Origin of the sequence: Bacillus sp. SIMBA_154 (assembly GCF_046536015.1) — a bacterium.
Taxonomy (GTDB): domain Bacteria; phylum Bacillota; class Bacilli; order Bacillales; family Bacillaceae; genus Bacillus; species Bacillus pumilus_P.
In genome coordinates this window covers 1-20,956 of record NZ_JAWJBV010000027.1, presented here as the reverse complement: position 1 = coordinate 20,956, position 20,956 = coordinate 1, and the positions used below count along the sequence as shown (strand labels likewise).

The following is a 20,956-nucleotide window of genomic DNA, read 5'->3' as shown; positions in this document are numbered from 1 at the left end:
TTTTCTCTATTATAAAATGAGGAGATGTAAATTTTAAGGAAAAAAATAAAGCTGTCGAGATTTTCTCGACAGCCTGAATCCCTTTTCTCAAAGGGATTTTTTATTTGGTCTTATCATCTTCTTCTTGAAAAGCTTGGATAGGAGAATGGTCATAACGTGCCCGCAGCTCGCGGATCTGTTTGATCAGGGTGGAACCGATTGTTTTTTCGGCTTCATCATACAAAGGATCAAGGGCTTTCACCCATTTTTGCCTCTCTGCTGGCGTTAATTCGTGGATCGCAATCGGAGATTCCCGTTTAATGTCCTCCAGCTGATCATTATTCATCTGTTCTGCATGTTTCTCGTTCCAAGCCGTTGTTTCTTCCATCGCTTCAAGTAAAATTCTTTTCGTTTCCGGTGTCTGGCGGTCAAAGAAGACTTGATCTGTTAAGACAACATAACCTAAATACCCGTGATTACTGATCGTCATATAGTCTTGTATATGATAAAATTTTTTTGAATAAATATTTGAAATTGTATTTTCTTCACCGTCTACTTTTTTTGTTTCTAACAGCTGAAATGTTGAATTAAACGATTCCTGATAGGGCTTTGCGCCAAGAAGTTTGAATTGTTTTTCAATCATGTCGCTTTGCATAATGCGGAGAGATTGATTTTTTAAATCACCAGGCTGTTTGATTGGTCCTTTATTAGAGGTAATTTGCTTAAAGCCATTTGTCCAGTAGGCCATTCCTTTTAGACCATCTTTTTGCAGCGTGCCGAACAATTTCTGTCCAATCGCACCGTGTAAGCCTTCTTGAACAGCATCATAATTAGGAAAAGCAAAGGGAAGATCAAGTGCCAGCCACTCAGGGGACAGCATGCCGAGCTTCGATGTAGACGGAGCAATAAATTGTACTTGATTCTCTTTGAGTGCATTAATCTCTTCAATATCAGAATAAAGGCTCCCGTTTGAGAAAATTTGAATGCTGATCTTTCCATCGGATTTCTCATGCACGAGCTCAGCAAATTTCTTTGCGGCAAGTCCTTTTGGTGTATTGTCTGCCACGACATGGCTAAATTTGAACACAAGCTGGTCCTTCAGCCCTGTCTGTTCATCATCGAATATAGATGCTGATTTTGGCATCATATGATAAAAACCAAAGTATAAAGCGGTTACAAAACCGATGATAAGCAATAGCGTATAAGCGAGTAAATTCTTCATGCGTCAGATCCCCCTTATGTCAAGCATACTTGACAGAGGAAGAATTCGTAAAGATACAGGTGAAAAAATGATGAGAAATCGATTGAAATTACAACAACTATCTATTAGGTGGAAGCTCACCATTTTGACATATTTCGTTGTCATTTTCGCCCTTTTAATCGGAGGGATTGTCCTTGTCGGGGGAATCCAGCAAACGGAGGAACGCGAGCTGCGAAAAAGACTCATGAACACAGCGAGAACAGTGGCTGAGATGAATGAGGTGAAGCAGGCGTTAGCGGATCAGACAAAGGAACGTTCTCGATTACAGCATGCGATCGAAGAGATTCGGATTATTCAAGACGCTGACTACATTGTTGTCATGGATATGGATCATGTGAGATTAACGCATCCAGTGAAAACAAGAATTGGCCACCGCTCAGAGGGGACAGATGAAGAACCGGCTTTTGCAGAGCATATTTATTTCTCAGAAGCAGAGGGAGAGCTGGGGACAGCCATCAGAGCTTTTTATCCAGTGAAGGATGAAAAGTTTAACCAGACAGGGGTTGTCCTTGTAGGAAGAACGCTGCCAAGTATGGCAGATATATTAGGAGAAATGAAGCGGGATATCCTCATGATCCTGCTGCTGACGCTCAGCTTTGGGCTTGTGGGTTCCTTTTTGCTCGCCCGTCATATTAAACAGCAAATGTTTAAGCTGGAGCCGCATGAGATTGTCAGAATGCTAGAGGAACGCACCGCCACCTTTCACTCCATCAATGAAGGAGTCATCGCCATCGATAATCAGCATATGATTACCATTTTTAATGAGAAGGCGAAGCAAATTTTTGGAGTGACAGGTGATGCAGTAGGCCGGAATATTTGGGAGGTGCTGCCTGACACAAGGCTTCCTGAAATCATTGATCGCGCAGAACCAGTCTACAATGAAGAGATTCATATGAGCGGAAAGCGGATTATGAGCAGCCGGATTCCGATTGTGATGAAAAAGAAGATTATCGGAGCAGTCGCCATTTTTCAGGACCGGACAGAGGCTGCTAAATTAGCAGAGGAACTAACTGGGGTCAAGAACTTCGTTGACGGCCTGCGGGTGCAGAATCATGAGCATATGAATAAGCTTCATACGATTGCGGGATTGATTCAGCTTGGCAAAGCCGATCAGGCGCTCGACCTTGCGTTTCAAACGACAGAAGAACAGGAACATGTGACGGATTTTCTTCACCGCGTCATTCAGCACGATGCCGTCGCAGGTTTATTGATGAGCAAGATTAGAAGGGGCAAGGAGCTTGGCATCAAAGTCGAAGTGGATGAAAATAGCTGTCTGCGCGATTTTCCAGAGCGGCTAGATCAGCATGATATGACGAAGCTGCTTGGCAATCTGATTGAGAACGCCTTTGCCTCGTATGATACTGTAGAAAGAGAAACGAAACTCATTTCGATTAGTATTGATCAAACGGAGGATGTTCTCGCGATTTTGATTGAAGACCATGGCTCCGGGATAGAAGAGGAAATGATTCCTCATATCTTCGATAAAGGCTTCACATACGGCAAAGAAGGCGGAACAGGCTATGGCCTGTATATTGTCAAAACGATGATCGACAAAGGGATGGGGAACGTAGAAGTCACATCAAGCATCGGCATTGGTACCACCTTCTCAATCGAATTCCCAATGACAGTAGAGGAGAGAGACAGATGACTCAGATTAAGGTGCTATTAATTGAAGATGACCCGATGGTGCAAGAAGTGAATAAAGAGTTCATTATGAGTGTTCCTGGCTTTCAAGTAGCGGCTGTAGCAGGGAATGGCGAACAGGGCATCCAGCTGATCAAAGAGATTCGTCCAGACCTCGTGGTACTTGATGTCTATATGCCGAAGAAGGATGGCGTCAAAACGCTGCAAGACATCAGAAAGCTAAAGATACAGGTGGATGTGATTGTGATTTCTGCAGCGAAGGACAAAGAGACAATTGGCGTCATGCTTCAAAATGGTGCGCGGGATTATATTATTAAACCGTTCAAATTTGAACGAATGAAAGAATCGCTTGAAAGCTATAAAGCATTTAAATCGAAAATTCGCACCGCAGCAGAATTTTCTCAGGAGATGCTGGATGATATCATACGAAAGCCTGCCGTTAAGCAGGAAGATACATGGCTCCCTAAGGGGCTGAATGTGCATACGATGAACGAAATTAAAGCCTATATGCGTTTGCAAGAAGGCGCACTATCCGCTGAGGAAGTTGCCAATGCGCTTGGCATTGCCCGTGTCACGGCACGCCGGTATTTAGACTTCCTTGTCAAAGAAGGTGAGCTGAAATTAGATATGCAATATGGCGGGATAGGTCGGCCTGTAAATAAATATATCGTACATTCCGACTAAGAGACCAAAAAGACCAAAATGTACGATATGTTCATAAGCTTCACAGCCTTTGGTGAAATCGCTATCATTTACCTACAGATAACAGTTAAGCGTTTACATCGAAGGGTGAGGGAGTTGATTTTTTATGAAAAGGCTTTTTAAGAACCTGACATTTCAGGTCATTGCAGCTGTCATGATCGGGATCATTGTCGGAATGGTTTGGCCAAACGTCGGGAAAGAAATGAAGCCGCTTGGTGACACATTTATTAATGCGGTCAAAATGGTGATCGCACCAATCATTTTCTTAACCATCGTTCTTGGTATTGCCAAGATGGGGGATATGAAAAAGGTCGGGAAAGTTGGGGGAAAAGCATTTATTTATTTTGAAGTCGTGACAACGCTTGCTCTGGTCATCGGTCTTTTTGTTGTCAATTTCATGAAGCCGGGAGCAGGTCTTGACTATAGTAAGCTTGAAAAAGGGGATGTTTCACAGTATACCCAAAATGGGGGGCAGGGTATCGACTGGATGGAGTTTGTGACACACATTGTGCCTTCTAACATGGTAGATGCCTTTGCGAAGGGAGATATTTTACAGGTCTTATTCTTCTCTATTTTATTCGGTGTTGCGCTTGCTGCACTTGGTGAGAAGGGAAAAGGAATCATCGAATGGCTCGATAAGCTGTCACTTGTCTTCTTCAAAATCATTGGATATATCATGCGTGCCGCGCCACTCGGTGCATTTGGGGCAATGGCCTATACGATCGGACACTTTGGTTTGGCTTCGATTAAACCGCTGGCGAGTCTGATGCTCTCCGTTTATATGACCATGTTCCTGTTCATCTTCGTTGTGCTGAACATCATTTGTAAAATGTATGGGTTCAGCCTGTTCGGTTATCTACGATTTATCAAGGATGAAATTTTAATTGTCCTTGGCACAAGTTCTTCAGAATCAGTGCTGCCAAGAATGATGGATAAAATGGAACGATATGGCTGTTCTAAGTCGGTTGTTGGACTTGTCATTCCAACAGGTTATTCCTTTAACTTAGACGGAACTTCAATATACTTATCGATGGCCGTGGTCTTCTTAGCACAAGTTTTTGGTGTGGACTTATCCATCGGTCAGCAGATCACGATTATCCTTGTTCTGATGCTCACATCAAAGGGAGCAGCTGGGGTAACAGGAAGCGGATTTATCGTGCTGGCATCTACACTTGCTGCACTTCAGGTCATTCCGCTTGAAGGGCTTGCACTGCTGCTTGGTGTTGACCGATTCATGAGTGAAGGAAGAGCCATTACAAACCTGATTGGAAATGGAATTGCAACCATTGTTGTAGCGAAAAGTGAAGGTGAATTTGACGAAGCGAAGAGTAAAACAGCGCTTCAGGAAATGCGAAATATCAAGCAAGCCGTTTAGTATAAAAAACAACCAAAAACCGAAACCTTATGTTCTACATGGGGTTCGGTTTTTTCTTGTGATGAAAAGAAAAAACCGAAAAGCTTGATAAAATTAGAACGAATCGTAAGACCTCAATGACCTTTTGTTATATAATTTACAGAAAGATCCGATATAATGTATATCAGATACGATGAAAAATAGACTTTAGTCCTGGCAGGTGTGGAACGTAATGGCAGCATTTTTAAAATTGTTCGAAAAACCCGGTGTTAAGCGGTTTTCAGTATTTGTAGTATTAGCCACAGTATTGTATCTATTAAGAGGAATGATGAATTTAATTCTCCTGACCTTCATATTCACCTTTTTGATGAATCGGTTAGAAGGGGTCATTAGGGGCTTTTTAAATCACTTCCTAAAAATAGGACAGAAATCGGTCATTACCCTTTTGTATATTCTCCTGGCTGGTGGATTGACGTTTGGCGGATTCGTTTTTGTGCCAATCATCGCCAAACAGGTGGAGCAGTTATTTCATTTAGGAAAGAAAATTGCAGATCATCCACAAGATTTACCCTTCTTTGACGTCATCACCAACGTATTCGGAGATTTCAAAATATCAGCTTACTTTGAGAAAGGGTTTAATTTCCTCTATACATACTTAACAGATTTCAGCACGTTCAGTATCCAGGTCATTATGTCCTTAATATTAAGCATGTTCTTCCTGTTTGAAAAGGAACGCCTCATCCAATTCATGAACAAGTTCAAAACGAGTAAAATCTCCGTGTTCTATCATGAAATTGCTTTCTTTGGACGTAAATTCTCCAGAACGTTTGGAAAGGTACTCGAAGCACAGTTTATCATTGCCACCGTTAACTGTGTCTTAACGACAATTGCGCTTGGGATTATGGGTTTTCCGCAGTTATTTGGATTAGCGGTCATGGTCTTTTTGCTAGGCTTAATTCCTGTAGCGGGTGTGGTCATCTCTCTCATTCCATTGAGCATCATTGCGTATACACTTGGAGGCGGAATGTATGTCCTTTATATTGTGCTGGTCATCGTCATCATCCATGCAATCGAAGCCTATTTCTTAAATCCGAAGCTCATGTCGGCTAAAACAGAACTCCCTATTTTCTTCACATTTATTGTGCTGATTTTCTCTGAGCACTATATTGGCATTTGGGGACTCATTATCGGTATCCCAATCTTTGTGTTTATTTTAGACATTTTGGAGGTCACAAATAAGGAAGAAAGTAATTAAAAAGTTCATATGAACCTGTTTACAATTTTCTAAAAATAAGGTATAAATAGTATGAAAATATCATAATAACCACACGCTTAATCCTTCTAAAGGAATGGGGGACCCATGTTTTTGGGGTGAATTTTTCTTTCATTAGAAAAAAGGACATCTCTTCGTCCTAACCCGTCAGCTAACCTCATCAGCGTGAAGAGAGTAAACGGTGGTATATGTAAGAACACGCAGACCCACGAGAAAACTCTCTCGTGGGTCTTTTTGACGAGGAAGGGGAGATTTTATTGAAGCTGGCTACAAAAATTATCATTGCCCTCATTGTAGGTGCAATCACGGGACTTTTGCTTAACATTTTTGCTCCAAATGTATTCAAAATGTTAGATCCTTATCTGTTCACACCTCTAGGTCAAATCTTCTTGAATCTTATCAAAATGTTAGTTGTGCCAATCGTGTTCTTTTCCATCACACTTGGCGTGGCAGGCCTTGGTGATCCGAAAAAGCTTGGCAGAATTGGCGCAAAAAGCATCTCATACTTTTTACTGACAACAACATTCGCTATTATCATTGCAATGTCTTTAGCGTTATTAATTAAACCTGGTTCCTTTGGTTCTTTCGATACAAAGGGGGCAGAATATACACCTCAAGAAGCACCATCTACGGCTGACACATTATTAAACATCATTCCAACAAATCCAGTTCAATCTCTAGTTGAAGGTAACATGCTGCAAATCATTGTGTTCTGTGTTTTCTTAGGTCTAGGCATTGCAGTACTAGGTAAAAAAACAGAAGGGTTACTCAAAATATTAGAACAAGGCAATGAACTCATGATGTACCTTGTGGGAGTAGTCATGAAATTTGTTCCATACGGAACATTTGGCTTAATTGTAACGGCGATTGGGAGCCAAGGTCTTGATGCAATTAAAGCCATGGGGCTGTACTTTTCAGTGGTTCTAGTAGCGCTATTTGTTCATTTCTTTCTCACCTATGGTTCAACTTTGGCTTTATTTGCAAAACGAAATCCTTTTACATTCTTTAAAGATTTTTCACCTGCGATGGTCGTGGCGTTTAGTACGTCAAGCAGTAGTGCAGTTCTTCCTGTTTCAATGGAAACTGCTCAAAAAAAGCTGAAAGTACCAGAGCCAATATCTAGCTTTGTGCAGCCATTAGGCGCGACAATCAATATGGATGGGACGGCGATTATGCAAGGGGTCGCAACCATCTTTATTGCTCAAGTGTTTGGGATTGAATTGACACTCATGCAAATGATCACAGTTATATTAACCGCCGTATTAGCCAGTATCGGGACAGCCGGCGTACCGGGGGTTGGCTTAATTATGCTGGCCATGGTTCTGAATTCTGTGGGGCTTCCTGTTGAAGGCATTGCGCTCATCCTTGGTATTGACCGCTTATTAGATATGGCGAGAACCGTTGTTAATATTACAGGTGACGCAGCATGTGCGGTGATTGTGACAGAAACTGAGAAAAAACATGAGAAGGACGCATCATCACCTAATTTATCAATGTAATGTTCAAAAGGGCTGACTTGGATCAGCCCTTATTTTCGTGGAACGGCTTGTTTTGCGTGATATACTTTTAACAGAATGAGCGGCCTTACTTGCCGCCATAGGCTTTACATCAGAAGGAGGAACCACTTTGCAGTCTGCTGTTCTAAAAGTAGAGAAAGTCGATAAACAAATTGGCCGACATATGATTTTGCAAGATATTTCTATGGAGATTGGGCAAGGAGAGATTGTCGGTTTACTTGGACCAAATGGGTCTGGAAAAACGACCTTGATTCGGCTGATCGTGGGCTTGATGAGAAAAAACAATGGCCGAATCATGATTAATGGATATTCTCAGGATAATGAATTTCTAAAGGCGATGTCATCTGTTGGTGCCATCATAGAAAATCCTGAGTTCTATCCGTATTTAACAGGCTTTGAAAACCTTGAATTGTATGGGGCGATGCACGATGGAGTTTCCGAGGGCCGCATTCATGAAGTGGTGAAAAGAGTTCGTCTGGAGCACGCCATTCATCAGAAGGTCAAGACGTATTCATTGGGGATGAAACAAAGGCTTGGGATTGCACAAGCCATTTTGCATCAGCCCAATCTGCTCATTTTAGACGAACCGACAAATGGGCTTGATCCCGCAGGAATGAAGGAATTCCGCGAGCACTTGCAAACGCTCGTACAAGAAGAAGGAACCTCCGTGTTATTTGCCACGCATTTATTGCATGAGGTAGAAGAGCTATGTGACCGCATGATCATCATTCAAAAAGGACGGATCAGAGCGAGTGCGAATCTCCGGGACATGGAGGGCAAAGAGCAGGTGCTGATGAATATTCAGCCAGTAGAAAAGGCCGCTTCATGGCTCGACACAAATGGATATACATATGAACGAAATGGAGAGCAGGTGCTGCTTCAACTGAACAAAGATCGTGTGTCAGAGCTTAACAAGCAGCTCGTGTTGGCAGGGTTTGATGTACTAGAAATGACGCCTCAAAAACAATCCATTGAAGAGGCCTTTATGAAATGGACGGAAGGCGGGACAGCAGATGCTTCAACTGATCAAGAATGAGCATAAAAAAATTATGAGGCAAAAGATCACATTCATTGCACTTGGATTGATCGTTGTCTTTCAAATGACGATGGCTTTAGCGTTGAAACGAGTCATATCCAGCCTTGGTGGACAAGACACGGTCGCGAACTATTTTGCTTATTCCACAAACGTCGTGTTTATTTTACAAGTGCTCGCTGTTGTCATTGGCGCGACACTGATCTCCACAGAGTTTCAAAAAAGGACGATCAAGTTCTTATTCATCCGGCCAAAGACAAGGCTGCATATTTTTCTGTCAAAATATATGACACTTGTTCTCTCGGTCATTTACCTGTTTGTTTTTTATTACGTATTAGCTTTTCTATTTGGCCTTATTTTCTTTGGTACTGAATTTGATGAGAGTACGGGAAGATTATTTCAGCATACGCTTGCAGTCATCGGTTCACAGTGGGTGGAAGTGATCATGATGGCAAGCTTCGCTTTTATGTGTTCCAGTTTGTTTAGGAACAGCCTGATTGCGCTTGTCACTTCATTCTTTGTTTTATATGCGGCAAAATCACTTGTGCCTATCATGTCTCTTTTTGAAAATCAGTGGGGGAAAATCCTGCTTTTCGCCAATACGGACTTTACTCAATACAGCTTTCAAGGACCGCCACCCTTTGATGGAATGAGTCTTTTGTTTTCTCTATTCATTGTAGGGGCGCATTTTGTTTTCTTTGTTGGAACGGCTTGGTTCCTTTTTTGGAAGCGTGACGTAAATGTGTAAAAATTGTGTCAAATAACAAGAAAAATTCGTGACATCTTTGTGAAAACGAGTCTGTATTTCACGATAACCGGCTGATTTTGTCTTATAATAGGGAGGAGTCATGGAGGTGGCACTATCGTGAAAAATTTCATTACGGCTTTACCAATTTTGTTGCTGCTGTCGTTTTCGTTTGTGTCTTTTGCCTTCCAGTTTGATCATCTTGTTTATTTCAGACTAGCGCTAGGGATCTTTTCATTAGCCGGTCTTTTCTTTCTGTATACACTTAAAAGAAACATGAAATGGTTCATGGTTTATTTATATGCGAGCTGGATCATTCTTGCTGCCGTTACGACATTTGAGGAACCTGTATTTTCTCAATTCTTTTTCGGTGGTTTAACGATGACTATGGGCTATCTCACGTATATGCTCATTTACTTAGGAATGAAGCAGGACCGTGTAGCGAAATCACATTAAAAACAAAAGCCGATAAAATCTGTTATTCGATTTTATCGGCTTTTTTTATTTCTGTTGAGGTAAATAAAAGAGCAGCCAGCTTTTGACTGCTCATCTTGTATTTATGATTCACGTCCAGCAGCTGCAAGCTGCTTCTGATGCTTTTTGTCGATGGTTTCGTATATACTTTCCATCATTTTAGGATCGCGCATGATCGCCTTCTTGTTCTCTTCAATCAATTGCTGGTATGTTTTGATCTTCTTCTTAGACATGTGACTCATCGCTCCTTTATAAAAATGGACATTTATAAGATTTCACATAGATGAAATTGATAATCATTTTCAATTAGCTAACAACTTCATTATACAAAGTCAAATGTCAGAAGTAAAGATTCAATTCAGAAAATTCACGTAACCGACATATTCCCATCCATATCGACTTTGAATTCTTTCCCAGGAAATAATTCGCTGTCAATTCTTGTCGTGACATCATAAAAACATCTTTTTCTTCATTGAAACGTTTTGGACATACATCTCGTCTTATGTAGAGATTTGATATAAGAGGATATAGAAGAAATGAAAAAGACACCAGCAAGAGTTTGCTGATGTCCTTCATTATCATCAGTTATGAAACGTGTTTTTGAAGAAACTCTGTCACTTCTTCAGGTGATTTTGCGTTTGCACTGTGTAAATGACCTGTTTTTTCACCATTTTTGAAAATTAACAGGCTTGGAATTCCCATGACCTGATACGTTTCCGCAAATTCAGGGAAGTCATCTTTGTTTATTTCAAACCTTCATGGTGAGCATAAGCCTCTAAAATGTCTGGAATGAACATGTCCATTCTTGTGCAATCAGGACACCATCTCGCAAAGAATTTAACGATGACTTCTTTGTCTGATTGAATGATTTCATTGAATTGTTCAGTACTTGTGATTTTTTTCAATTTGTCACAACTCCTTTTCAATGTCATTTTAATATAAAATAAAGGCGAATGACATACAAATGCTCGGGGGGCGCATACAACCTTTACAAATCATTTCAATTCCGTAACAACAAAAATTAATTAGAGCATTTTCGCTTGAAAGTGATAAGATAGTAAAGATGAATTTTAGTGGGGGGAGTATCCATTGAAAATAAGTTTAGGATTGGTTTACGGCGGAAAGTCAGCCGAACATAATGTATCACTGCAAACAGCCCTTGCAGTAACAAAAGCACTTAACACTGAAAAGTTCGATATACATCCAATTTATATTACAGAAGAGGGCGAATGGCTAAGAGGAGAAAAACTCACTGAACCAGTATCAAACGTTAAAATGCTTCAATTTGAACAAAACGCAAAGACGTTTTTACCAACTTCTTTAAATGAGAGCATGTTTCCACAGCCTGCATCACCTGATGAGAAGATTGATGTCGTCTTTCCATTGCTGCACGGACCAAATGGTGAAGATGGAACGATGCAAGGTTTACTTGAACTACTAAATATCCCGTATGTCGGTAACGGCGTTCTCGCTTCTGCTGCGGGTATGGATAAAGTCATGATGAAAGATGTTTTTGCGCAAGCAGGACTTGAACAAGCAAAGCACCTTTCCTTCAATAAAAAAGACTATGAGAAAACAACATCAGACAGCTTAGAACAGGTGGAGCAAGTACTAGGCTATCCTTGCTTTGTGAAACCTGCCAACATGGGATCAAGTGTTGGAATTAGTAAATGCCGCAGCAAAGAAGAGCTTCAAGCAGCATTTGATTTGGCTTTCCAATATGATCGTCGTGTTGTCGTGGAAGAAGGCGTCATTGGAAGAGAAATTGAAATTGGTGTATTAGGAAATGACGAGCCGAAATGCTCTGTTGTTGGTGAAATTGCACCTAAAACAGATTTTTATGACTACAAAGCAAAATATGAAGATGGCGATACAGACTTGATCATTCCTGCTAGTGTTTCAGAGGAGGAATACAAGACGATTCACGATATGGCGATTAAAGCATTTAAAGCCATTGATGGATCTGGTCTCGTACGTGCAGACTTCTTCCTAACAGAGGATGGCAAAGTGCTGATCAATGAAGTGAATACAATGCCTGGATTCACACCATTCAGTATGTTCCCGCTGCTTTGGAAACATACTGGCGTAGAGTATCCTGAGTTGATTGAAAAGCTGGTGTCACTTGCAATTGAACGTCATCAAGAAAAACAAACCATTAAAACAACTTTTTAATGTGAGCAACAAGCAGACACTATCCTACAGGTAGTGTCTCTTTTCCTTCAAACATGAAATGAGAAAGAGAGGCGAAAATCATGATCAAACGTACAGTGAAACAAATTGCCCAAATGGCTGGTGGAGCATTATCTAATCAAGCTTTTGGCGAAGAGCAAATTCACGGAGTGACAACAGATACACGAAAAGTATCAAAAGGCGCACTGTTTATCCCGCTTATTGGAGAACATTTTAACGGTCACACATTTGCTTCAAAAGCATTGGAGCTTGGAGCTACCGCTATTCTTTGGAATCAAAAAGAGGCCAATCCACCAGAAGGCGTCCCAGTCATTCTTGTAGAAGATACACTGGCTGCACTGCAACAGCTGGCAAAATCATACTTAAAAGAAGAAAATCCTCGTGTTGTCGGTATTACAGGAAGTAATGGAAAAACAACAACGAAAGACATGATTCATTCAGTATTACAAACGGCGTATCAAGTCCATAAAACAGATGGCAATTTTAATAATCATATCGGTCTTCCGCTCACCATTCTCGAGATGCCAGAAGGAACAGAGATCGCTGTCTTGGAGATGGGCATGAGCGCAAAAGGTGAGATTGAGTTTTTGTCAAGCCTCGCTGAGCCTGATGCAGCAGTCATCACCAATGTCGGAGAATCTCATATGCAAGATCTAGGATCAAGAGAAGCAATTGCCGACGCAAAATGTGAGATCACAAAAGGGTTAAAAGAGAATGGCGTCTTTTATTATTTAGGAGATGAGCCCTTGCTTCGTGAAAGAGCGAATGCACTGACTCACAACGTGAAAACCTTTGGAGAAGCAGAGGACTGTGATATCAGGGTCAATCACATCAATCAGCTTGCAGAAGGAACTGAATTTCAAGTCGAAGGGTACGCTCAGGCGTTTCTCATTCCTGTATTAGGGAAACATAATGTGAAGAATGCCCTTGCTGCTATTGCCATTGGCCAGCATTTTGGGCTGAATGAAAGACAAATAGCCCAAGGGTTGATGCAAACAAAATTGACAGGGATGCGTCTTGAGCTGTTTACAACAGATAAAGGAATCACGGTCATAAACGATGCGTATAATGCGAGTCCTACTTCCATGAAAGCGGCGATTGATCTTGTAGGGGATATGGACGGTTTCGCCAATCGCATTCTAGTGCTTGGTGATATGCTTGAAATGGGAAGTGAAGAAGAAACGTATCATTACGAACTAGGCCGATACATCAAGCCTGAGTTTATCGATCATGTCATGACGTATGGACGTCTAGGTGCACTCATTGCCGAAGGAGCGAAGAAAGCATTTGGAGACGCGCGCGTGTTCTCATATATGGACAAAGAGGAACTGAAGAAAAAACTAGCTGAAGTGGCAGGACCTGACGATGTTGTTCTTGTCAAAGCCTCACGCGGCATGAGGTTGGAAGAAGTCATTACTGCACTATAAAAGTTAGCGGCAAAGAAGGTGACTGAATGATTGGATGTCTATGTATACACGGTTTTACGGGAGCCCCTTATGAGGTAGAACCGCTGGCGCAGTATTTAAAGCAGACGACAGATTGGACCGTGCAGTCTATCACGCTTCCGGGACATGGGGAGGAACTTCGATTAAAAGGCATTCTTTATCAAGAATGGATTGCGACAGCTGAACTAGAACTTTTATCCCTCTACCGAACATGTGACACCATTTATTTGGTCGGCTTTTCAATGGGCGGGATGATTGCCTCTTACTTAGCTGCGAAGTATCCGGTTGCCCGCCTTGTCCTTTTAAGTGCCGCGGCAAAATATGTGAACCCAAAACAGATGATCCAAGACACAAGACAGATGGTGAAGGAATCTTTGTCTGGGTTGATTGATACGAACCCCTTGTATGATCGGTATCGTCATAAGCTAACGAGCACGCCGCTATCAGCTGCTGTAGAATTTATGAAGCTGGTAAAACAAACGAAGAGCTCCCTTGAGAAACTTCATCTGCCCGTCTTAATTGTTCAAGGGGAAAGCGATGGGATTGTTCCCGCTTCTAGTGCAGAATTTATTTATCATAAAATCCCGTCTCATCAGAAAGAAATGTATTATTTACCTGACTGTAAACACCATGTTTGTCACGAGCCATGTGCACAGCAATTGTTTGAGAAAGTAGAACAATTTCTAAAAAAAGCAATTTAATATATAGAAAAGCGAAAATGTGGCTAAACTAATATAAATTGAATCCCACTTGTTAAAATCTGCAACATTTTTGTCGAATCAGTGACAGGCCTATGTTACAATAGGAAAGAAAAGGTGGTCGATTCGGTTGTTTCAATATGACAGAAAAACCTTTATCCCGCAGTCTAATTCGAGTAATGGGGAAGTATCAGAAAGAACCATATTTCAATATCGTCAGGACGGGAATATTTTAACGGGCATATATTAAGGCGGCAGTATTGTATCTGGCGGACTTGTAGGAACAGTGAAAGAGGATGGAACACTTCATTTTAGATACCACCATGTGAGCAAGGATGGCAGCATGAGAAGCGGGACCTGCGATTCTACACCTAAGCAGCTGGATAACGGAAAAATTCAACTGTTAGAAAAGTGGAGATGGATGGACGGAGATCAAAGTGAAGGTGAATCTGTCATTGTGGAGTAGTAGATATATCCATTTCTGTCTTGTTGAAAAACAAATAGTGTAATGGTAAGATATAATGTAGGGTAATTCGGGCTTTGTATATAATGGACCTGTCCTTTCAGAAAAGGGCAGTTTTTAATGATCATTCACGAGATTACTGAAACAGCAATTAGAAGGAGTTTGAATAATTTGACTATAACGTTTCAAGATTTTCAATTAAGCGAAAGTCTCATGAAAGCTATTAACCGCATGGGATTTGAAGAAGCAACACCGATTCAAGCAGAAACGATTCCTCTCGGTCTTCAGAATAAAGATGTCATCGGACAAGCACAAACAGGAACAGGAAAAACAGCAGCATTTGGTATTCCTCTGGTTGAAAAAATCGACCCAGCGTCTCCTAATATCCAAGCGATTATCATTGCGCCAACAAGAGAATTAGCTATTCAAGTATCTGAAGAGCTATACAAAATCGGCCAAGACAAGCGTGCACGCGTTCTTCCGATTTACGGTGGACAAGATATCAGCCGCCAAATCCGTTCGCTCAAGAAGAACCCTCATATCATCGTAGGGACTCCAGGACGTTTACTCGATCACATTAACCGTCGTACAATGCGTCTTCAAAATGTTGAAACAGTTGTGCTTGATGAAGCAGATGAAATGCTAAACATGGGTTTCATTGAAGACATTGAATCGATCCTTTCAAATGTACCAAGTGAACACCAAACACTTTTATTCTCTGCGACAATGCCTGCACCAATTAAGCGCATTGCAGAACGTTTCATGACAAACCCAGAGCATGTGAAAGTAAAAGCAAAAGAAATGACAGTATCTAACATCCAACAGTTCTACTTGGATATTCACGAACGTAAGAAATTTGATACATTGACACGTCTTCTTGACATTCAATCACCTGAGCTTTCAATTGTCTTCGGTCGTACGAAACGCCGTGTTGACGAATTGACAGAAGCGCTTAACCTAAGAGGTTATACAGCTGAAGGAATTCATGGTGACCTGACTCAAGCGAAACGTATGGTTGCGCTTCGCAAATTCAAAGAAGGTTCAATCGATGTGCTTGTGGCAACAGACGTTGCAGCACGTGGACTTGATATCTCTGGCGTGACACACGTGTATAACTTCGACGTGCCACAAGATCCGGAAAGCTATGTACACCGTATTGGACGTACAGGCCGTGCTGGACGTACAGGTATGGCGGTGACGTTTATCACACCACGTGAAAAAGATATGCTTCGTGCGATTGAGCAAACGACAAAACGTAAAATGGATCGTATGAAAGAACCAACTCTAGATGAAGCAATTGAAGGACAACAGCAAGTAACAGTTGACCGTCTACGCACGATCATCAGTGAAAACAACTTAAACTTCTACATGACAGCTGCTGCTGAATTGCTAGAAGATAATGATTCTGTCACAGTGGTTGCGGCTGCCATCAAAATGATGACAAAAGAGCCAGATGCAACGCCTGTTCGTTTGACAGATGAAGCACCAATGATTTCAAAACGCAATCGCAACAACCGCAGCTCTTCTAAACGTAGAGACGGCGGCGGAGGAGGCGGCTATCGTGGGAAAAGCCGTTCATCTTACGGTGATAAAAAGCGTTCATCAAATGATCGCAATCGTTCTTCTAGCGATCGTCGTCAAAAGAAATCTTATAACAACTAACATACAAGAGCGAATCCTTTGCAGGGTTCGCTTTTTTTAACAGGCTGATTGAAACTTTTTAGGCTCTGTTTCGTAATATATTGATAGAAAAGTAAGAGAATGGGGGAAGAATGTGAGAAAACAGCCGCAACGTCAAATTAGCTTAAATGGATTAAAGGTATGGCGTCTTCAAAATGGAATTATCTCATTGATTTTCTTACTCATCATCATTGGGGTATTTATTGCTAGTTATTATTTTCAATGGCCATATTGGATTGGGGCCATCCTCGTCGGATTGTGGATCTTACAGATCATTTTCGGAATTTGGCTCATACCAAAAATCCGTCATCACATCTGGCGCTACGAAGTATTTGAAAATGAAATTGAAATACAGCATGGGCTGATTCGCGTTACACGCGTGATTGTGCCGATGGTGCGTGTCCAGCATGTCGATACATCCCAAGGACCGCTTTTAAGGCGCTATCGCTTGGCATCTGTTCAAATTTCGACTGCTGCCACTGTTCATGATATTCCAGCGTTAGAATTAGAAGAGGCAGATGAGCTTCGTGATTACATATCTCGTTTAGCAAGGGTGACGGAAGATGATGTCTGAACCAAAACGTGTACATCCAATCTCGATGTTCATTGATTTTATATCAGATGCCGTATCCATGATTAAAAACTTCATTATCCCTTTTTTCGTGCTTATTTTTGTGAACTCGAATTCAAGTATTCGCTTTTATGCGTTTATCATTCTTGGTGTGCTTCTTTTATGGAAAGCTGTTTCAACCGTTTTAGAATGGAGACGATTCACCTACCGGATGGAAGACGATGAATTTCGTGTGGAATCAGGTGTAATCACGAAAAAGAAAAAATATATCTCGTTAGAACGAATTCAAACGGTCAATACAAGTGAAGGCATCTTCCAGCGGATTTTCGGTTTGGTGCGAGTTCAAATCGAAACGGCAGGCGGGACGGATGGCCCAGAAGTGAGCCTGACGGCAATTACAAAAGCAGAAGCAGAACAATTGAAACAGTCGATTTTCAACCGGAAGAAAAGCTTGCAGCAAGAAGAAATGACGGATGAAACTGGTGATATACCGCATGATCATCTAACTGCCCAAAAACCTGTGGAGGAAGAAATCAACGTCTCCTATCGTATGGGTGTACCAGAGCTGCTTTTAACGGCTACGACTTCAAGCGGCATCGGTGTGATTATATCGGGTTGTCTAGCCATTTACACACAAATAGATGAAATTCTTCCTTTAGACGGGTTCGTCAAGCAGTTCTCCTTCTTAAGTCATGCAAGTGTTGAAATCTACGCGATTCTAATTTTTCTAGCCGTATTGATTGCTTGGATACTCAGTGTTGGAGTGACGGCGCTCCAATACGCTAATTTTGCTGCCAAACGAAAAGGAAATGACATCATCATTACAAGAGGACTCATTGAAAGACATCAAATGACCATTCCGCTTGCGAGAATTCAAGCAGTGAAAATCAAAGAAAACATTCTCCGTGAGCCTTTTGGGTTTGCTACTGTGATGCTTGTTAGTGCAGGAGGTTCTATTACAGAAAAAGAAACCTCTTCGGTCTTATTCCCACTGATTCGAAAGAAAAAAATCAATGAATTGTTGTCTCAATTTACAGATCATTATCACCTGACACCAGAAGCTGAGCTGAAAAAGGTGCCAAAGCGTTCACTCAAACGCTACCTGATCTCTTTCGGATTTGTTCCATTGCTCGTTGGTGTGATCCTTTCAGTACGTTTTCCGCCGTGGGGGTATTTGGCATTCATTCCGTTGCCAATTGCTTTGTTCTTTGGGTACTTAGCCTATAAACAATCAGGTTATACGATCAAAGACCCATTGATTCAGCTGACGACAAGAGGCATCAGCAAAACCACCGGAATTGTATTGAGAAAACGAATGCAAAACTATACGGTGACCCAATCTTATTTCCAAAAGAAAGGCCGAGTGGCGAGTATTCACACCTTTGTGAAATCCTCTGCACTGCTTGATTCCTTTGGTGTGCATCACCTTGAAGAGAAAGATGCTGCACGTGTATTTGATTGGTATTCCTATGAAAAAAATTAAATCTTCTTAAACTAAAAAATGTCGATCAGCTCCTTGTCAAAAGGGATGACCGACATTTTTTATGAGATTAATAGCGTCTTTTTTTGGAGTGGAAGAATAGGGTGATAGGTGCTAGGATCATGCCGCCTATCAATCCAAATAAGTGAGCCATAATATTGATATTCGAATTGACGAACGTCATGATGACAGAGACACCAAGAATCGTTAAGATTACCTGAGAATTGCCGCGATCCATCATGTGCGGTTTAAATAGGACAAGATACAGATAAACGCCAAACAAACCAAAAATAGCACCAGAAGCGCCGACATGTACATACTCTAAAGGCTCCACCCAATAGGTTCCGAGATTTCCAATGAACCCTGCCCCAAGATAAATGATGAGAAACCGAACCTTACCAAGCAAATACTCAAGCGCTGGTGCAAATAGGAACAAGGACATAGAATTGAACAAAATGTGTGTCAGACTTCCATGGAGAAAAATAGGGGTAACGAGCCGCCACCATTCTCCTGCTGCTACACCATAGTTGAAACCGACGAGATGGTCCTGCCCAAGCTGTATAATAGGGAAAGGAATAGCAAATAAAAGCCACAGACCTATTTGCAATGCAAGGATCGCTGTTACGATTGGATACGATCTAATAAATTGTTGAAAGCTCTCCGTTCGAATAAACATAACAAACCCCTTTTGACTAGATAATGGTAAGTTTATAGTAACACGTTTATGAAGCGAACATCCAAATTAGTACGAGTATCATAGGAGGTACCCCGTGATCAAAGGAATTGGCATTGATATTGTAGAAATCGACCGGTTGTCACGAGTGCTCAGCAGACAGCCCCGTTTACCAGAACGAATATTGACTTTAAGTGAACAGGACGTCTTTTACGCGCTAAGTGAAAAGAGACAGCTGGAGTTTTTAGCAGGACGTTTTGCGGCAAAGGAAGCTTTTGCTAAAGCATACGGTACGGGAATCGGTCAGCATTTAAGCTTTCATGACATCGAGATACAAAAAGATGATCATGGAAAACCTTTTATCAAAAGCGAGAAAACGAAGGAAGACCAGGTTCATGTGTCCATTACGCACACAAAAGAATATGCTGCTGCGCAAGTTTTAATCGAAAGGTTGTCAAGCTAGTCTGCATATTGTTTGTCCCCCCTTCATATATTGGGTAGTGCGATAAGGAAGGGCGAGTTGCTAACAGGCTTTGATGGTTCGCGGTACGCAGTTAACTCTTTAGGCGTACTGTTAAAGCCAAACAAGCGGTTTCTTCCTTTTAACACAATTAACGAAGGGGTTGAAAAGGGTGAGAAAAAGCTTTGTTTTGCTTGTAACGGGGATCCTTTTTGTACTGATTCTCTCCGCATGCGGTCAAAAATCTCAGCAGGATATCGTTGGAGATTTAAACAAAAAGGCAGAGGAAATGACATCATACAAAGCCAAAGCAAAAATGACCATCGAGACAGGGAATGATCCGCAGGAGTATCAGGTGGAAATTTGGTACAAGAAGCCGGAGCTTTACCGTGTCTATTTAGAAAATCCGAAAAAGGATCAGAGTCAAGTCATTTTAAGAAATGGCAATGGTGTGTTTGTGCTGACACCTTCATTGAACAAAAGCTTCCGTTTCCATAGTGATTGGCCGAATAATAGCAGCCAGGTCTATTTATTTGAATCGCTAGTGAAAGACATTAAAAATGACAGTGCAGCTCAGTTCAAAGCGAAAGAGTCAAAGTATATTTTCGAAACAAAAACCAATTATCAGCACAACCAAATGCTGCCTACCCAAGAGATTACATTTCATAAAAAAACAATGGCGCCTGCCAGTGTGAAAGTGCTGGATAGCGACAAAAAGCCAATGGTGAAAGTGGAATTCTCTCACTTTGAATTCAATAAATCCTTTGACAAAGATGCATTTGATGAGAAGAAAAACATGACACTCTCCCAAATGGATGTCGCCACAAGTGCAGACCCATCTGACAGCTTCGCAGTGAAAACACCAGTTGATATGCCAGAGGGCGTGAAGAAGATGGAAGAGAAAGAAATGACAACAGATGCTGGGAAACGTTATGTGATTACGTATGGCGGAAAGAAATCCTTCACACTCATTCAGGAAAAAGCGAGAGTGGCAGAAGCATCTACGCCTGTGACGATGAACGGCGAGCCAGTCGATCTTGGCATGACAGTGGGTGTTCTAACGGATCAATCTCTTTCATGGACATCTGACGGAGTCGACTACTTAATTTCCTCAAGTGATTTATCGAAGGAAGAGCTGTTAATGGTCGCAAACAGTGTCGAAGGCCAGTCAGCCAAATAAACGTATATCTCAGGCGAGAGCCTTGAAAATGAAACATCAGCCCTATGCAAGGGCTGATTCAGACCGTAGACAAACCCCACCTTTACTTGAAGTGAAAGTGGGGTTTTTACTTATTTTGATAAAATATATCAGTT

19 protein-coding genes, 2 pseudogenes and 1 riboswitch are annotated in these 20,956 nt (G+C 41.5%); of the genes and pseudogenes, 17 read left to right on the top strand and 4 right to left on the bottom strand.

All coding sequences use genetic code 11. The annotated features are described in order from the left end of the window. Positions 1-100 precede the first annotated feature (100 nt). The gene (locus R0K30_RS20145; protein WP_099728436.1) at positions 101-1,201 is read right to left on the bottom strand and encodes a DctP family TRAP transporter solute-binding subunit; all 1,101 of its coding nucleotides are present in this window, start codon (positions 1,199-1,201) and stop codon (positions 101-103) included. 67 nt (positions 1,202-1,268) lie between these two features. Between R0K30_RS20145 and R0K30_RS20140 the strand changes: the two genes are divergently transcribed. The 8 genes from R0K30_RS20140 (at position 1,269) to R0K30_RS20105 (ending at position 9,964) form a co-directional block, all read left to right on the top strand. Beyond that, on the top strand, positions 1,269-2,888 hold the full coding sequence (locus R0K30_RS20140; RefSeq protein WP_370461133.1) for an ATP-binding protein: 1,620 nt from the start codon (positions 1,269-1,271) through the stop codon (positions 2,886-2,888). Beyond that, positions 2,885-3,568 (top strand): response regulator, encoded by a 684-nt coding sequence (locus tag R0K30_RS20135; RefSeq protein WP_099728434.1) that lies wholly within the window; start codon positions 2,885-2,887, stop codon positions 3,566-3,568. Before R0K30_RS20140 ends, R0K30_RS20135 begins: the two co-directional genes overlap by 4 nt. Positions 3,569-3,692: 124 nt before the next feature. Next, positions 3,693-4,961 (top strand): C4-dicarboxylate transporter DctP, encoded by a 1,269-nt coding sequence (dctP, locus tag R0K30_RS20130; protein ID WP_099728433.1) that lies wholly within the window; start codon positions 3,693-3,695, stop codon positions 4,959-4,961. Between the two features lie 211 nt (positions 4,962-5,172). Next, a complete protein-coding gene (locus R0K30_RS20125) occupies positions 5,173-6,195 on the top strand; it encodes an AI-2E family transporter (RefSeq protein WP_099728432.1) in 1,023 nt (340 codons plus the stop codon). Positions 6,196-6,259: 64 nt separating this feature from the next. Next, positions 6,260-6,393: riboswitch (cyclic di-AMP (ydaO/yuaA leader) on the top strand. 77 nt (positions 6,394-6,470) lie between these two features. Continuing rightward, on the top strand, positions 6,471-7,712 hold the full coding sequence (locus tag R0K30_RS20120; protein ID WP_410612486.1) for a dicarboxylate/amino acid:cation symporter: 1,242 nt from the start codon (positions 6,471-6,473) through the stop codon (positions 7,710-7,712). A 127-nt stretch (positions 7,713-7,839) separates the two neighbouring features. Beyond that, a complete protein-coding gene (locus tag R0K30_RS20115; RefSeq protein ID WP_099728430.1) occupies positions 7,840-8,766 on the top strand; it encodes an ABC transporter ATP-binding protein in 927 nt (308 codons plus the stop codon). Next, positions 8,744-9,511, top strand: coding sequence for an ABC transporter permease (locus R0K30_RS20110; RefSeq protein WP_256499320.1), 768 nt, complete (start codon positions 8,744-8,746; stop codon positions 9,509-9,511). Before R0K30_RS20115 ends, R0K30_RS20110 begins: the two co-directional genes overlap by 23 nt. A gap of 117 nt (positions 9,512-9,628) precedes the next feature. Then, on the top strand, positions 9,629-9,964 hold the full coding sequence (locus tag R0K30_RS20105) for a hypothetical protein (RefSeq protein ID WP_008359528.1): 336 nt from the start codon (positions 9,629-9,631) through the stop codon (positions 9,962-9,964). A gap of 101 nt (positions 9,965-10,065) precedes the next feature. Here R0K30_RS20105 and fbpB read toward each other — a convergent pair whose 3' ends face one another. After that, entirely contained in the window at positions 10,066-10,215 is a 150-nt protein-coding gene (fbpB, locus tag R0K30_RS20100) for a Fur-regulated basic protein FbpB (RefSeq protein ID WP_003214266.1), read from the bottom strand. 352 nt (positions 10,216-10,567) lie between these two features. After that, positions 10,568-10,887, bottom strand: a pseudogene (locus tag R0K30_RS20095) (thioredoxin family protein). A gap of 184 nt (positions 10,888-11,071) precedes the next feature. On the opposite strand from R0K30_RS20095, the gene R0K30_RS20090 reads away from it, so the two are divergent. The 7 genes and pseudogenes from R0K30_RS20090 to R0K30_RS20060 all read left to right on the top strand — a co-directional run bounded on the left by R0K30_RS20090 (position 11,072) and on the right by R0K30_RS20060 (position 18,512). Next, the gene (locus tag R0K30_RS20090) at positions 11,072-12,154 is read left to right on the top strand and encodes a D-alanine--D-alanine ligase (protein WP_099728427.1); all 1,083 of its coding nucleotides are present in this window, start codon (positions 11,072-11,074) and stop codon (positions 12,152-12,154) included. An 80-nt stretch (positions 12,155-12,234) separates the two neighbouring features. Further along, the gene (locus R0K30_RS20085; protein ID WP_410612482.1) at positions 12,235-13,599 is read left to right on the top strand and encodes a UDP-N-acetylmuramoyl-tripeptide--D-alanyl-D-alanine ligase; all 1,365 of its coding nucleotides are present in this window, start codon (positions 12,235-12,237) and stop codon (positions 13,597-13,599) included. Between the two features lie 26 nt (positions 13,600-13,625). Then, positions 13,626-14,318 carry an alpha/beta hydrolase gene (locus R0K30_RS20080; RefSeq protein ID WP_410612480.1) on the top strand — a complete coding sequence of 231 codons (693 nt, stop codon included), beginning with the start codon at positions 13,626-13,628 and terminating at the stop codon, positions 14,316-14,318. 127 nt (positions 14,319-14,445) lie between these two features. Next, positions 14,446-14,781: pseudogene (locus R0K30_RS20075) on the top strand (avidin-fold protein). A 168-nt stretch (positions 14,782-14,949) separates the two neighbouring features. Beyond that, entirely contained in the window at positions 14,950-16,440 is a 1,491-nt protein-coding gene (gene cshA, locus R0K30_RS20070; RefSeq protein WP_142353667.1) for a degradosome RNA helicase CshA, read from the top strand. Positions 16,441-16,552: 112 nt separating this feature from the next. Continuing rightward, positions 16,553-17,032 carry a PH domain-containing protein gene (locus tag R0K30_RS20065; RefSeq protein WP_099728422.1) on the top strand — a complete coding sequence of 160 codons (480 nt, stop codon included), beginning with the start codon at positions 16,553-16,555 and terminating at the stop codon, positions 17,030-17,032. Beyond that, positions 17,022-18,512 carry a PH domain-containing protein gene (locus R0K30_RS20060; RefSeq protein ID WP_327925425.1) on the top strand — a complete coding sequence of 497 codons (1,491 nt, stop codon included), beginning with the start codon at positions 17,022-17,024 and terminating at the stop codon, positions 18,510-18,512. Before R0K30_RS20065 ends, R0K30_RS20060 begins: the two co-directional genes overlap by 11 nt. Before the next feature lie 67 nt (positions 18,513-18,579). Here the strand turns inward: R0K30_RS20060 and R0K30_RS20055 are convergent, their stop codons facing one another. Beyond that, positions 18,580-19,185: a rhomboid family intramembrane serine protease gene (locus R0K30_RS20055; RefSeq protein ID WP_099728420.1), complete on the bottom strand. Its 606-nt coding sequence runs from the start codon at positions 19,183-19,185 to the stop codon at positions 18,580-18,582. Positions 19,186-19,279: 94 nt separating this feature from the next. On the opposite strand from R0K30_RS20055, the gene acpS reads away from it, so the two are divergent. Continuing rightward, positions 19,280-19,645: a holo-ACP synthase gene (gene acpS, locus R0K30_RS20050; RefSeq protein ID WP_099728419.1), complete on the top strand. Its 366-nt coding sequence runs from the start codon at positions 19,280-19,282 to the stop codon at positions 19,643-19,645. A 160-nt stretch (positions 19,646-19,805) separates the two neighbouring features. After that, a complete protein-coding gene (locus R0K30_RS20045; RefSeq protein WP_099728418.1) occupies positions 19,806-20,822 on the top strand; it encodes a LolA family protein in 1,017 nt (338 codons plus the stop codon). Positions 20,823-20,956: the final 134 nt, after the last annotated feature.